Source organism: Mixta theicola (assembly GCF_002895925.1).
Classification (GTDB): Bacteria; Pseudomonadota; Gammaproteobacteria; order Enterobacterales; family Enterobacteriaceae; genus Mixta; species Mixta theicola.
This window is the reverse complement of the sequence record NZ_NWUO01000005.1, coordinates 169,911-184,884: the sequence shown is the minus strand read 5'-3', so window position 1 is coordinate 184,884 and position 14,974 is coordinate 169,911. Positions and strand designations below refer to the sequence as shown.

Genomic DNA, 14,974 nt, shown 5'->3' with positions numbered 1-14,974 from the left:
TGGTGCCAACTATTAATTTTATTAATCGGTAGGATTAGCGGATAGAGATGCTACGGCGGTCTCTTTTCTTTATATCTGTTCGCGTATGATGGTAATAACCTTTATTAGTTAACTTTTTCATCCTTGTTATTAAGCTGATTTAGCTCCGGTGCGCACCAGACCTTTCTGTCGGGTAATGAAAGGATAAATAACCCTATGCAACCCATCCCGGCCTGCGCCGCTGGATGCGGCTGCGTACGATATTTTTTTATCTGGTGTTACAGGAGAGTTTAATGGCCAACACCGCTAACCAACAACGGCTTGCCGCTGCCATCCCTTTTTCCACCGCCACGCTGCAGGCCAGCCTCGCCTCCACCATTGAAGCCGCCGCTCTCACCGCCGCGCCGAATACGGCCGCCGGTGTTGCCGTTGACTCCTCCACCACGCACGGCACTCTGCTGGCCAGCGCCGTGACCGATGACGCGCTCAGCATCAACCCGATCTCCATTGACAACATCGTTGGCTATTACGAACACGGCAACGCCACGGTGATTTCCGGCTACGCCCGTACCGGCAGTCCGGGCGATACGGTTAGCGTCACGCTGCACGGCAAGACCTACAGCGGTACGCTGGGCAGCGATGCGATGTGGTATGTCAACGTCCCGGAAAGCGATATTGCGCAGATCCCTAATGGCGAGGTAGCGGTAAGCGCGACGCATACCGACAGTGCGGGCATGCTGCATCAGGCCAGCAGCCAGTTTAGCCTGCAGGCCGGTAATGGGGCCACCTCCGGGCCGGTTCTGTTTCTGAATAAGGTAACCGGTGACGATGTGCTGAGCGCGGTTGAGCGCGGCGGCGATCTGCTGATTTCCGGCTGGGGGCGCAACATCACCGAAGGCCGTGAAGTGACTATTACCCTCAATGGCCACCAGTACCATACCACCACCACCAAAGACAGCCGCTGGACGATTAGCATTCCCGGCGAGGATGTACAGGCGCTGCCGCAAGGCAATATTACGCTGCTGGCCTCGCTGGGCTATGAGGCTCGCGTGGCTGAAGTGGCGAAAACCCTTACGCTGAATAACCAGGGAGAAGGAAAAGCCTCGCCGTCGCTGAGCATCGATACCGTATCGGCAGATGACACTATCAGCCTGTATGAAATCGGCGCCGCCACCTTTATTACCGGCCATTCCACGCATATTCCGGGGGGCAGCAGGATCAAGCTGACCGTTTCCGACAAAGTCTTTTATGGCGACGTCACCGACGATGGCGTCTGGAGCGTCAGGGTTGAACAGCTGTATAACGCGCGCAATACCAGCTCTACCCATGCCGTGGTCAGCTGGCAGGACAGCGACGGCAACCAGGTCGCCGCCAGCCGGGAAATCCATCTGGTTCCCTCCAGCTACCCTTATAAATATCCGATGGCTTTTCAGATCGATACCATTAGCGTTGACGGCCGGCTGGACGGGCAGGAAGCGCAAAATGATTTAATTATCACCGGGTCCAGATTTTCTGGCGAAAACCTCGGCTTTGGCGAAACGGTTTACGTCACGCTGAACGGCAAAACCTATACCGGCGTGGTAGAGGGCGGCGATTATGATAACCACTGGCAGATAACCGTCCCCGCCAGCGACGTGCAGGCGCTGCCGCCGGGCAGCTATACCGTGGTCGCCTCGATCAACGCCACGGTTAACGCTGGTGCCAGCGTTAACAGCACCCAGACTAAAACCTTCACCGTTATCGATCCGGATCTGGCGTTTAACCCGATCTCCGGCAACAACGCCGTGTCCGCTCACGAGCACGGCAACGCCACGGTGTTTTCCGGCTATGCCCATCAGGGCGCACCGGGCGATACGGTGCTGATCACGCTGCACGGCAAGACCTATAGCGGCACGCTGGGCAACGATGCGATGTGGTATGTCAGCGTGCCGGAGAGCGATATCGCCGCCATCCCGAATGGCAAAGTGACCGTAAGAGCGGACCATACCGATACCGCAGGCATGGAACATCATGTTACCAGCGAGTTCACCCTGACTAACGCCGTCACTACGCTGCCGAGCCTGTTTATAAATAAGGTCACCGGCGATGATGTGCTGAGCGCGGTGGAGCGCGGCGGCGATCTGCTGGTCTCCGGCTGGGGCCGCTATATCGGCAACGGCTATGAGGTGCAGGTGTCGTTGAACGGCCATACCTACAGCACCAAAACCACCAACGATAGCCGCTGGATCGTCACCATTCCGCATGAGGATCTGCAGGCGTTACCGCTGGCGGGGCAGGTCACGCTGGTGGCTTCACTGCCAAGAGGGAATGAAGTCAACGAGGTGGCTACAACGTTAACGCTAAATGCTAACGGCGAAGGCAATGAAACGCCGCTGCTGAGCATGAACCCCTTCTTTGGCGATGATGATGTTAACTACTATGAGACTGCCGCCCCTCAGTATGTTACCGGCCATGCGGAACATCTTGCGGCAGGCAGCACCGTTAAGCTGGTGGTCGGGGATCAAACTTATAAAGGCCAAGTGACCAGCGATGGGTTGTGGAGCGTCTACGTTGACCGGCTTCCCAGCCTGAGCAACGGCGATACCACGCACGCTACCGTCAGCTATCAGGATAAGGATGGCAACCAGTTTGCCGACTCGCGGCAGATTGAAATAGGGGGCCTGGGTTATGCTTATCACTATCCTATGACCTTCACCTTTGATCCCATCGGCGGCGATCAGCATTTGAGCGGGAGCGAAAAGCATCAGGATTTAACTATCAGCTCATCGCACTCATCCGGCGAAGGGCTGGGCATGGGCGGCGCGGTAACGGTGCTGCTGAACGGCAAAACCTACACCACCACCTCCGAGGCCGGGCCGGATAATAGCGGCTTCGATAATCACTGGCAGGTGGCGATCCCGGCCAGCGATATTGAGGCGCTGGCGCCCGGTAGCTATACCGTCATCGCTACGCTGACCGATAGCTTTGTGCAGAACAACCAGGAAATTACGGTGCGCGATGTGCAGGCGAAGATGTTTACCGTTGATGATGACGGCGTGGCCACCCTGAGCAGCAGCCTGCCAACGGAGGCGGAGACATTCGCCGTCAGCACGGCGGCGATGAGCGATAGCGCGGCACAAGCGGATTCACTGGATAACACGGCGCTGGGGCTGCACCACAGCGAACCCTCCGCGATCGGCGCGCTGCTCGATCGTCTGGCTCCCGGCGAGAGCGCCACGCAGCAGGATGCTGCGGCAGAAAAGCGGGGCGCTGTCAGCGATCCGCTTGATGTTTCTCCTGCAGCAGAAACCGTGCTGCCCGCCGCGCCAGCGGATATGTGGCACAACCCTGAAGTGGGCGCGCAGGGTAATGTACAAGATCACGACGCCGTTTACGCCGCTGCCGCGCCAGCGGAAACCACGCTGGCCGATACGCTGCAGCAGCATCTGCAGCCGGTAGTTTAAGCTTACAGTCCAGTAAAGGTTAAATTTTTTACCCAACTGATAAAGTGGGTTTGTTCATCTATTCGGCGGCGCGATGCCGCCGATTTTCATGTTTTAAGGTCAACAGAGCCGCATGCGTAAACTCCTTGTTTTCTTTTGCCTGAGCGCGCTGTGTAGCCCCGCCTGGGCCGCCTCAGAGCCGAAAGCTGAATTTAACTGGCGTGCCGCTCCCACTGAAGAGCAAATCGCCACGCTCACGCTGCGCGAGGCGATCCTGCGCGCTTTTGCCCGTAACCCACAAATTGCCCAGGCCGCCGCGCAAATCAACGTCGGCGAGGCCGAACTGGACGCGGCCAAAAGCGCCTGGTATCCGCAAATTTCCCTGCAGGCCAGCGGCGGACGATCGCATCAGACCGACTCCTCCGGCAGCCTGAGCAATTCCGCCTCCGGCGGCGTGATGCTTAGCCAGCTGCTGTATGACTTTGGACGTACCGCCGGAGCTATCGATGAGCAACGCGCGCTTTCCGACGCCTACCGTTTTACCCTGTTCGATACCATGACCACCGTTGCCGCCGATACGCTGCAGGCCTGTCTGGAGGTGAAGCGCTATCAGGCGCTGGTGGTATCGGCGCGTAAAAATATCGCCTCGCTGGAACACGTGCGCGACATCGCCAGACTGCGCGCCGATGCCGGGCTGAATTCGCAGTCCGACGTGCTGCAGGCGGGCACGCGTCTGGCCGGGATGCGCGCCACGCTGGAGCAGTATCGTGCCCAGCAGCGCTCAATGCAGGCGCAGCTTACCGTACTCACCGGCGTTATCCCCGATAACCTGCCAGAGCTGCCGGAATCGCTGCTACAGCAGCAGATAACGCTGGACCGCATCGCCTACGAAAAGAGCGCCGCGGTGCGCGGTGCGCAGGCAAAGCAGGTGGCGGCCCGCGAGCGGGTTAACCAGGCGGCTGCCAACCACTGGCCAACGGTTAAGGTAGAGGCGGGGCGCACCCGTTATGAAAATGACCGCCAATCCTGGTGGGATGACGAGCTGCAGCTGCGGGTAGATGCGCCCCTTTATCAGGGTGGCCTGGTCAATGCCAAAACCCGCTCGGCCGAGGCGGAGCGTCAGGCGGCGCAGGCGGAAATCCAGCGCGCCAGGCTCGATATTAATCAGCACGCCGCCACCGCCTGGGCCGATATGATCGGCGCGCAGCAGCGCCAGCAGGCGGGGGAAGCGCAGCTGGACAGCGCGGAACATACCCGTTCGGTCTACGCGGATGAATACCGGCTGAGCAAGCGCAGCCTGAACGATCTGCTCAGCGTCGAGCAGGATGTGTTTCAGGCTGACAGCACGCGTATCATCGCGCTGTACGACGGCTGGAATGCCACGGTGCGCTATGCCGCAGCGGTGGATAATCTGCTGGATATGATGGGCATCGACCGTGAAAAGAACAGCGGCGAGCGGCTGCCTTCACTGAATTAAGACGCAGGTAACCATACATGAATAAGGCAGCGAATATGGCCACTTCGACCGATAACTGGATTGCGGCGATGCTGCGGGTTGCCGCCCGCTTCGGCAAGCCCGCCGATGGCAAAACGCTGTGCCAGCAGATGCGCTGGTTTGAGCATCTGCCGGGCGATAAACAGCTGGAGCGGCTGGCGGGCCTGCTGGGGCTGCATTTAACCATGACGCCGCGCGATAAGCTGCGCTGGCGGCATGAGGTAACGCCGGTGATCCTGCTGCTGGAAAACGGCAGCGTGGCGGTGGTGGAGGCGATCGACGCCTCAGGGCGCGCGCGTTACTGGCTGAGCGAAGGCGGCGACGTGGTACGCGAAAGCGCGCTGACGGAGCTGCTGGCGCAAAGCCAGCCGCAGGTGGCGGTGCCCGGCGTGGCGGCGCGCGGGCGTGATGCGCGCATTGACGAGTTTGTGCAGCCGTACGAACAGCACTGGTTCTGGCAAAACTTTCGCGGCATGAGACGGCGCATCGCCGAGATCTCTCTCGCCTCGGTGGTCAGCAACGTGCTGGCGCTGGCGGGGATCCTGTTCTCGATGCAGGTTTATGACCGCGTGATCCCGGCCCAGTCGGAGCCGACGCTGTGGGTGCTGTTTGTCGGCGTGCTGATAGCCGCCGCGATTGAATATCTGCTCCGCCTGATGCGCACCCAGGTTTCCGATCTGATGGGCAAACGTATCGACCTGAAAATCTCTGCCATGCTGTTCGCGCGTGCGATGAATATTCGTAACGAGGCGCGCCCGAAATCCACCGGCTCTTTTATCTCGCAGCTGCGGGAGATCGATCAGGTGCGCGAACTGCTGACCTCCACCACCGTTGGCGCGGCGGCGGATCTGCCTTTTATTATTCTTTTTCTGTTTATCATGGGTTTTATCGGCGGCCCGCTGGTGGTTATTCCGCTGCTGGCGATCCCGCTGATTGTTATCCCTGGCCTGCTGGTGCAGATCCCAATGGCGCGGCTGGCAAAAGAGGGAATGCGCGAAGGCGCGCTGCGCAATGCGGTGCTGGTGGAAACCATTGAAGGCGTTGAGGATATTAAAGCGCTGCAGGCGGAACCCTATTTTCAGCGTCAGTGGGAGCAGACGCATGAGGTTAGCGCTGCTATCGGCATGAAACAGCGCCTGTGGGGCGCGAGGCTTACCGGCTGGGCGTCGTCGGTACAGCAGCTGACCTACGCGGGCATGCTGGTGTTCGGCACCTATCTGGTGCTGGCGGGCGCTATTACCACCGGTACGCTGGTGGCCAGCAGCCTGCTTTCCTCGCGCACCATTGCGCCGCTGATGCAGCTGACAATGATTTTCTCGCGCTGGCAGCACGCCAAAAGCGCGATGAAAGGGCTGGATGAACTGCTGAAAAAGCCGCTCGATCAGCCGGAAGCGGGCGAGATGGCGCACTGTCCGACGCTGACCGGCCATTACGATCTGCGTAACGTGCAGTACGCCTACGATGCAGAGAATGTCAAAAATGTCCTGAATATTGGGCAGCTGCAGATCAAACCGGGCGAGCGCGTTGCGCTGCTGGGCAAAGTCGGCGCCGGGAAATCGACGCTGCTGAGATTGCTGGCGGGGCAGGCGCAAGCCACTCAGGGCAAGGTTATCGTCGATGGCGTGAATATCAGTCGTATCGATCCCGTCGATTTGCGCCGTCAGCTGGGCTGGCTGTCGCAGGATTCCCGGCTGTTTTTCGGCACGTTGCGGCAAAATCTGATGCTGGGCAATCCGCACGCCAGCGAGCAGGAGATGCTGCAGGCGCTGCGCGTTAGCGGCGCGCTGAGCCTGGTGCAGCAGGATGCCGCCAGCCTGGATCGCATTATTAACGAGGGCGGCCGCGGTCTTTCCGGCGGCCAGCGCCAGATGGTGCTAATCAGCCGCATGATCCTGCGTCAGCCGCAGGTGGTGCTGCTGGATGAGCCGACCGCCTCAATGGATGAGCAGCTGGAAGAGCGGGTGATTCGGCAGATGAAAAGCTGGCTGAGCGGCCGCACGCTGGTTTTGGTTACCCATCGTCCGGCGCTGTTAAAGCTGGTGGACAGGATTGTGGTAATGGATAACGGCCGTATTGTCGCGGACGGCCCGCGCGATGAAATCCTGCGCAGCGCCGCTAAGCCAGCCAAAGGAGATGCCGCATGACGCAGGTTACGGTTGAACGCCAGCTGAAAACGCATGAACGTCGCACCTCGATGATTATCTGGCTGTGCAGCGCGGCGCTGGCGATCTTTTTGCTCTGGGCGCATTTCGCGATGCTCGACGAAGTGACGGTCGGCACAGGCAGGGTCACGCCCTCCAGCCGGGCGCAGGTGATTGAAAGCCTTGACGGCGGCATCGTTAATCAGCTGAACGTGCATGAAGGGGATATTGTCAGCAAAGGGCAGATGCTGGCGCGTCTCGATCCGACGCGTTTTCAGTCCAGCTTCGGCGAGGCGCAGGCGAAAGTGCGCACCCTGCGCGCCTCGGCGGAGCGGCTGCGTGCCGAACTGACCGGCGAGCCGCTGCAGTTTAGCGAGCAAACGCTGGGTGAGCCGGAGCTGGCGGCACGTGAAACGCAGCTCTACGCGTCACGACGCCGCAATTTACTGGAAACTGTCAACAACCTGCAGCAGTCGCTGAAGCTGGTACAGGCAGAGCTACGCATGACTGCACCGCTGGTGGCGAAGGGCGCGGCGGGTGAGGTGGAAGTGATCCGCCTGCGCCGTCAGGTGAGCGAGCTGCGCGGCAAAATCGACGAGGCGCGCAATGAATATGCGGTGCGCGCGCGTGAAGAGCAGGTTAAAAATAACGCCGAACTGGATGCCCAGCTTCAGGGACTGACCGGTAAAGAAGATCAGCTGACGCGCGCCACGCTGTTTTCGCCAGTGCGCGGCATCGTTAAAGATATTCAGGTGACCACCGTTGGCGGCGTGCTGCAGCCGGGCGGTAAGCTGATGGAGATCGTGCCGCTGGAAGATCGGTTGCTGATTGAAACCCGTATCAACCCGCGCGATATTGCCTATATTCGTCCGGGCCTGCCCGCCGTCGTGAAAATCACCGCCTATGACGCTTCTATTTATGGCGATCTGGCAGGCGAAGTGGCAACGGTTTCTCCCGATACCATTCAGGATGAGGTTAAGCGCGACCAGTATTACTACCGCGTTTACGTGCGTACGCAAAAAGCGGAGCTGGTTAACCGCGCCGGACGTAAATTCCCGATTGTGCCGGGCATGGTAGCTAATGTGGAAATCAAAACCGGGCAGAAATCGGTAATGGATTATTTGATTAAGCCGCTAAATAAAGTGAATGAAGCGATGCGTGAGCGCTAGGCGCATCAACGCGCCAGGGCTGCAGATAACGTTTAAATGATGCGATCCCAGGGAAGAACCCAGACCAGTCTCTGAGTGATTAATTTCGCTTAGGTTTATAATGCGGGCGCAAATCCAGATAAATAATGCGTATCAGCTTAAATAAAGGGAATAAATTAATGGATGTTATAACGCAAAAAATTTCTGACGGTATTGTTATTACGCTGCACCAGCCCAGCGGCGCAGGTAGAAAGCCGGTTATCATATTGTGTCATGGTTTCTGCGGCATTCGCGAAATTCTGCTGCCGGCGTTTGCCGATGCCTTTGCCCGCGCCGGGTTCGCTGCAATTACCTTTGATTACCGTGGATTTGGCGACAGCGACGGTGAGCGAGGCCGCCTGGTTCCTGCGATGCAGATTGCCGATATTCTTGCGGTGGTGCGCTGGGCCCGGCAACAGCCAGAGCTTGATGCGCAACGCATCGGTCTCTGGGGAACCTCATTTGGCGGATGCCATGTATTTGGTGCGGCGGCAGAAGCGCCGGAAATTAAATGTATCGTCAGCCAGCTGGCCTTTGCTGATGGGGAAGCGATCGTTAGCGGCCAAATGAACGAGGAAGAGAAACAAGCCTTTATCGCCACGCTGGATAAGATGGCTGAAAAGCAAAAAAATAGCGGTAAAGAGATGATGGTTAGTGTCAACCGCGTATTAAGCGATGCGGAATCGAAAGCCTTTTTTGCAGAGAATCGCACGCTTTATCCGAAGATGGATATTAAGATCCCGTTCCTGACGGTGCGCGAGACATTGCAATATAAACCCGCTAGCTATGCCGCCCAGGTAAAATGCCCGACGCTGGTGGTAATTGCCGGTAAAGATACGGTTAATCCGCCTGAACAGGGCCGCGCCTTATTTGCTGCGATTGGCGCGCCGGAGAAGAAACTGTATGAGCAGGCCGATGCCCGACATTACGATATCTATACCGGCGCGCATTTCGGGCAGGTTATTCGGGTACAAACAGAATGGTTTGAGAAATATCTGTAACTGAATTATTGCCGGACGCTTAAATTCGGCAATAAATATTAGCGCCCGCTTACTGGAATTAGCGGGCGGCTCTGGTTTTCGTTACGCCTCCCGGCACGGCAGACAAGTAACGCTCAGCTGCCGGGTACTGGCGATAGCCGCAGTCAGCAACGGCCGGTATCAGAACCACCAGGCTGCGCCTGGGGGCAGGGGCATTTGGTAATGTTAAATGCCACGGCTTAGCTGCAGAATGATAAACGCCACCGGAACGGGAGAAATAAAGTTGCCAGCGGTAGAGGCCGCAGCATTTGCCGTCTGGTTAATGAGCGTTCTGATATAAATGCAAAAAAAAACCGGACAATCAATGTCCGGCAGAAAATAAAGGTAAAGCAGCTCATTCGGGGTGAATGAAGATAATAATGAAATAAAATGATGATAGCGGGATCTATTTTATAACCTCACTTAAGAAATTTTTTATCATTCAGTGCTGGCTCTGGCATATTATTTAACCGCCTGATAACGCATATCACAGATGTTTCTTACCAATTAGTGCGCTATTTTTTAACGCTCCGTGCTGTTTAAAAGTTCCGCACTATTTACATTTTTAACTAACAATAAAATATAACGAAACACTTTCGGAAATTTAGTAGCATTTTCTTTATGGATTATTACTTCTGGCAACTGAACAATGAACTGTCGGATGAAAAATAAACGTTCGACATGCAGTGGCAATTATAAGGCACATAACCAGAGGGTAATAAAAATGAAACGTCATATTCTCTCCCTGTTGGTCCCGGCGCTGTTAGTAGCAGGCTCCGCAGGCGCAGCAGAGATCTATAATAAAGACGGCAACAAACTCGACCTGTTCGGCAAAGTGGACGGTCTGCACTATTTTTCTGACAACGACGGCAGCGACGGCGACCAAACTTATATGCGTTTCGGCTTCAAAGGCGAAACTCAGGTCTCTGAACAGCTGACCGGCTACGGCCAGTGGGAATATCAGGTTGCTCTGAACCATTCCGAAGCCGAAGGCAGCAAAGATACTTTTACCCGTATTGGCTTTGCCGGCTTGAAGTTTGGCGATGCGGGCTCTTTCGACTACGGTCGTAACTACGGCGTGGCTTACGATATCGGCGCATGGACCGACGTTCTGCCGGAGTTCGGCGGCGACACCTACGGCGCGGACAACTTTATGTTCCAGCGCGCTAACGGCGTAGCAACCTACCGCAACAACAACTTCTTCGGCCTGGTTGACGGCTGGAACTTTGCCGTACAGTACCAGGGCAAAAACGACAGCAACCCGGAAGAAGCTGGCAACCGTAATGCAACGGCGCAGAACGGCGACGGCTGGGGCCTGAGCACCACTTACGATCTGGGCAACGGCCTGGGCCTGGGTGCGGCAATGTTCCAGTCTGACCGTACTAACTACCAGAACAGCGGCGCGCTTCTGGGCCACGGCGATAAAGCGGAAGCTTACACCGGCGGTCTGAAATATGACGCAAACAACATCTACCTGGCGGCGATGTATACCCGTTCTTATAACGCCACCCGTTTCGGTGACGCAGATCAGGCTGCTTACGGCTTTGCCGATAAAGCGGATAACTGGGAACTGGTTGCGCAGTATCAGTTCGACTTCGGCCTGCGTCCGTCACTGGCTTACGTGACCTCGCGCGGTACAGATATCGAAGGTTACGGCAAGCAGAACCTGAAAAAATATATCGACGTAGGCGCGACTTACTACTTCAACAAAAACATGTCTACCTATGTTGATTATCAGATCAACCTGCTGGATGACAACGCGTTTACCGACGCCGCCGGTATCAACACCGACGACGTGGTGGCTCTGGGCCTGGTTTACCAGTTCTAATCACCTGCGGTTTCTGCAAGGCGACGCTTAGCGTCGCCTTTTTTATGCCACTCTCTATGATTTCGTGAGGCTATGATGAGATAGTGCCCTGGAATCCGCCTTCAGCGCATCGCCCCACATACCTTCAAACCCCATGCCGCCGAGAGTAAAGCCACAACAGGCCAGTAGCCGATACAACCAGCGTTGGCGCGTGCCTGCATAATGCATGATCTCCCTCCTTAATAAAGTTAGCTCACTGCAATAAAGCACGTCTCGTGCCAGCTTTGCTTTGCCCGTTAAGCCGGGGTTAAGGCACGTTTGTTAACATGGCCTGGGCAGAAATGGGGCAAAATATGCCGCCACGGTGCACGGTGCCGGTTAACAAAACGAAAAATGAAGATGAACGCAATGCAAAAATTAGGGCTGGCAGCGGTGATACTGCTGGGAATGCTGGCGGCTGGCTGCGATCGGCAGCAGGCGGCGGCGGATAACGGACTGGTGCTGGCAGGCAAAACCATGGGGACGCAATGGCGCGTTAGCCTGGCGGGCGTGTCGGCAGATCGGCAGGAGGAGCTGCGTACGAAAATTCAGCAGCAGCTGGACGAGGATGACCACGAGCTGTCAACGTGGAAAAAGGATTCCGTGCTGTCGCGCTTTAATCAATCGCGTGACAGCCGCCCGCAGCCGGTTACCCCTGCGATAGCCAACATTATCACTCTGTCGCTGCGTATCGGCAGGTTAACCCAGGGCGCAATGGATATTACCGTGGGGCCGCTGGTGAATCTGTGGGGATTCGGCCCCGATATACAGCCGTCGCATACGCCGTCGCAGGCGGAGATTAACGCGGCGAAAGCGCTGACCGGCCTGCGGCATTTGCAGGTTATTGAGCGAGCCGACGGCGCTTATCTGCAAAAAGATTTGCCGGGGCTGTATGTCGATCTCTCTACGGTGGGCGAGGGCTTTGCTACCGATAACCTGGCTCGCCTGATGGAAAAAGAGGGCATTCATCACTATCTGGTCTCGGTTGGCGGCGCGGTGCTCACGCGGGGACATAACGCCGCAGGCAAAGCCTGGCGGGTGGCGATCCAGAAGCCGACCGACCGTGAAAATGCCGTGCAGGCGCTGGTTGATTTACAGGGACACGGCATCAGCACCTCAGGCAGCTACCGCAACTATTATGAGCTGGACGGCAGGCGAGTTTCACACGTTATCGATCCGCAAACGGGCCAACCTATCGAACATCATCTGGTCTCCGCTACCGTTATCGCCACCACCGCTCTGGAAGCGGACGGCTGGGATACCGGCCTGATGGTACTGGGTACCGAAAAAGCCAAAGCGCTGGCGCTGCGTGAAAAGCTGGCGGTCTATCTGATTACTAAAGATAAAGAGGGTTTCAGCAGCTGGATGTCGCCGCAGTTTCGCGCATTTTTGTTGCAGGACGCCTCTGCGCGCCGTTAGCATGCGGTAAGGTTTACGGCGAAAAACGGAGCGGCAATGTTAGATCTGTTTAGTGAGGAAGCCCCCTGGGCGGAGCCGCTGGCGGAGGGCGCGGTTATTCTGCGGCGGCGCGCCCGTGAGCAGGCGGCCAGCCTGCTGGCGCAGGTTGAAGAGGTGGCGCAGCGCAATCCCTTCCATCACCGCATTACGCCGGGCGGCCACCGCATGTCGGTTGCGATGACCAACTGCGGCGATCTTGGCTGGTCGAGCGATGCGCGCGGCTATCAGTATAGCGGAGAGGATAGCGCAACCGGACGCCGCTGGCCGCCGATGCCGCCGGCGTTTCGTCTGCTGGCGCAGACGTGCGCGCAGGAAGCGGGCTTTAGCGATTTTCAGCCCGACGCCTGTCTGATTAACCGCTATGAGCCGGGCGCAAAACTGTCGCTGCATCAGGACAAAGATGAGAAGGATCTGCGCCAGCCTATCGTCTCGGTTTCCCTTGGCCTACCGGCGGTATTTCAGTTTGGCGGTTTTGAGCGTGGCGATGCCGTCCAGCGCGTGTTGCTGGAGCATGGCGACGTGGTGGTGTGGGGCGGCCCGTCACGGCTGCGTTTTCACGGCATCCTGCCGGTAAAGGCGGGCATTCATCCTCTGGCGGGCGCGTTCCGCTATAACCTGACCTTCCGCCGTGCGCGTTGAATCGATCTATCTCATTCTGATTGAGAATTATTATTGCTATCGATTAGCTTCTCATTAAACTGCAGGCTGCTTTAGCTCTTATCAGGATGCCGTTATGGAGTTGCTGTCTGTCGTTTATAAACAGTACCGTTGGCCGTTTATCGCGGTGATTGTGCTTAACCTGCTTAGCGCAGCGCTGGGCATCGGCATTATTGCCTACATTAACCACGAGCTGATTGTCAGCATTAATGCCTCAGTCGCGGTACTGCCGACTTTTCTTGGCCTGCTGCTGTTGCTGATGGCGGTCACGCTGGCATCACAGCTGGCGCTGACGTTGCTGGGTCATCACTTTGTCTGGAAGCTGCGCGGCCAGTTTATTAAGCGTATCCTGGATACGCATATTCAACGTATTGAGCAGATCGGCAGCGCACAGCTGCTGGCCGGTCTTACCAGCGATGTGCGCAATATTACTATCGCCTTTGTGCGCCTGCCGGAGCTGATCCAGGGCATTATCCTGACGATAGGTTCGGCAGCCTACCTTGCCTGGCTGTCGCCGGGGATGCTGGCGGTGACGGCTATCTGGGTCGCGGTTACCATTATCGGCGGCTGGCTGCTGGTCTCGCGCGTTTACAGCCATATGGCGAAGCTGCGCGAGACGGAAGATCGTCTGTACGCCGATTATCAGACGGTGATTGACGGGCGTAAAGAGCTGGCGCTGAATCGCTCCCGTGCACAGCAGATCTATGACACCGTTTATCAGGAAGATGCCAACGCTTATCGGCATCATATCGTGCGCGCCGATACCTTCCATCTCAGCGCGGTTAACTGGTCGAATATTATGATGCTGGGCGCGATTGGCATGGTGTTTTTTATGGCCAACGGCCTGGGATGGGCAAATACCGCCGTCGCCGCGACCTATTCTCTGATGCTGCTGTTTTTACGCACGCCGCTGCTGCAGGCGGTTGGCGCGCTGCCGACGCTGTTAAGCGCGCAGGTGGCCTTTAATAAGCTGCGCAGCTTCCAGCTGGCGGAGTGGCGCGAGCATTTTTCAGCATCTTCCGCCATCGCCGACTGGCAAACGCTGGAACTGCGCGATCTGGTTTTCCACTATGGCGAAAGTGGATTTAACGTTGGCCCGATTAATCTTACGCTGAAGCGCGGCGAGCTGGTGTTTCTGATTGGCGGCAACGGCAGCGGGAAATCGACGCTGGCGATGCTGCTGACCGGCCTGTATCAGCCGGTTTCCGGCACCATTCTGCTTGATGGCGAAGCGATTACCGATATTGAGCGTTACCGCCAGCTTTTTTCTGCGGTATTCACCGACGTGCATCTGTTTGATCGTCTCATTGGGCCAGGTACGCAGCCGACCAGCCCGGCGCTGGTGCAGCAGTGGCTGGAGCGGCTGAAAATGCAGGACAAACTAAAGCTGGAAGGCAATAAGGTGCTGAACCTGCAGCTGTCGAAAGGGCAGAGCAAGCGTCTGGCGCTGCTGCTGGCCGCGGCGGAGCAGCGTGATATTTTGCTGCTGGATGAGTGGGCGGCCGATCAGGATCCGCATTTCCGCCGGGTTTTCTACCGTGAGCTACTGCCCTGGCTGCAGCAAAGCGGAAAGACCATTTTCGCTATCAGCCATGACGATCACTATTTTATCCATGCCGATCGTTTGCTGGAGATGCGCGAAGGGGAGCTGTATGAGCTGACCGGCAGCGAGAGAGAGAGGGCGACGCTGGATGCGGTTCAGCGCACCGATACCGGTCGCTAAAGGTTTTAACTGCGGCCGGGAGGTCAGCGGCAATCAGCCGCGCCCCG

General features: G+C 57.3%; 9 protein-coding genes. All 9 read left to right on the top strand.

Annotated features, from left to right (window positions below; translation table 11 throughout):
• Positions 1-272: 272 nt before the first annotated feature.
• A complete protein-coding gene (locus COO59_RS08950; RefSeq protein WP_103059450.1) occupies positions 273-3,422 on the top strand; it encodes a hypothetical protein in 3,150 nt (1,049 codons plus the stop codon).
• Positions 3,423-3,534: 112 nt separating this feature from the next.
• Positions 3,535-4,878, top strand: coding sequence for a TolC family outer membrane protein (locus COO59_RS08945; protein WP_103059449.1), 1,344 nt, complete (start codon positions 3,535-3,537; stop codon positions 4,876-4,878).
• A 17-nt stretch (positions 4,879-4,895) separates the two neighbouring features.
• Positions 4,896-7,040, top strand: a complete 2,145-nt coding sequence (locus COO59_RS08940; RefSeq protein WP_409371628.1) for a type I secretion system permease/ATPase — start codon at positions 4,896-4,898, stop codon at positions 7,038-7,040.
• Positions 7,037-8,206, top strand: coding sequence for a beta-barrel domain-containing protein (locus tag COO59_RS08935; protein WP_103059448.1), 1,170 nt, complete (start codon positions 7,037-7,039; stop codon positions 8,204-8,206). The genes COO59_RS08940 and COO59_RS08935 overlap by 4 nt, the downstream gene beginning before the upstream one ends.
• A 158-nt stretch (positions 8,207-8,364) precedes the next feature.
• Positions 8,365-9,225, top strand: coding sequence for a UilS family quorum-quenching N-acyl-homoserine lactonase (uilS, locus tag COO59_RS08930; RefSeq protein WP_103059537.1), 861 nt, complete (start codon positions 8,365-8,367; stop codon positions 9,223-9,225).
• A 742-nt stretch (positions 9,226-9,967) separates the two neighbouring features.
• On the top strand, positions 9,968-11,071 hold the full coding sequence (gene ompC / locus COO59_RS08925) for a porin OmpC (protein ID WP_103059447.1): 1,104 nt from the start codon (positions 9,968-9,970) through the stop codon (positions 11,069-11,071).
• Between the two features lie 378 nt (positions 11,072-11,449).
• A complete protein-coding gene (apbE, locus tag COO59_RS08920) occupies positions 11,450-12,508 on the top strand; it encodes an FAD:protein FMN transferase ApbE (RefSeq protein WP_409371629.1) in 1,059 nt (352 codons plus the stop codon).
• Positions 12,509-12,544: 36 nt separating this feature from the next.
• A complete protein-coding gene (gene alkB, locus COO59_RS08915; RefSeq protein WP_103059445.1) occupies positions 12,545-13,186 on the top strand; it encodes a DNA oxidative demethylase AlkB in 642 nt (213 codons plus the stop codon).
• 94 nt (positions 13,187-13,280) lie between these two features.
• The gene (locus tag COO59_RS08910) at positions 13,281-14,927 is read left to right on the top strand and encodes a multidrug ABC transporter permease/ATP-binding protein (protein WP_103059444.1); all 1,647 of its coding nucleotides are present in this window, start codon (positions 13,281-13,283) and stop codon (positions 14,925-14,927) included.
• The last annotated feature ends 47 nt before the right edge of the window (positions 14,928-14,974 follow it).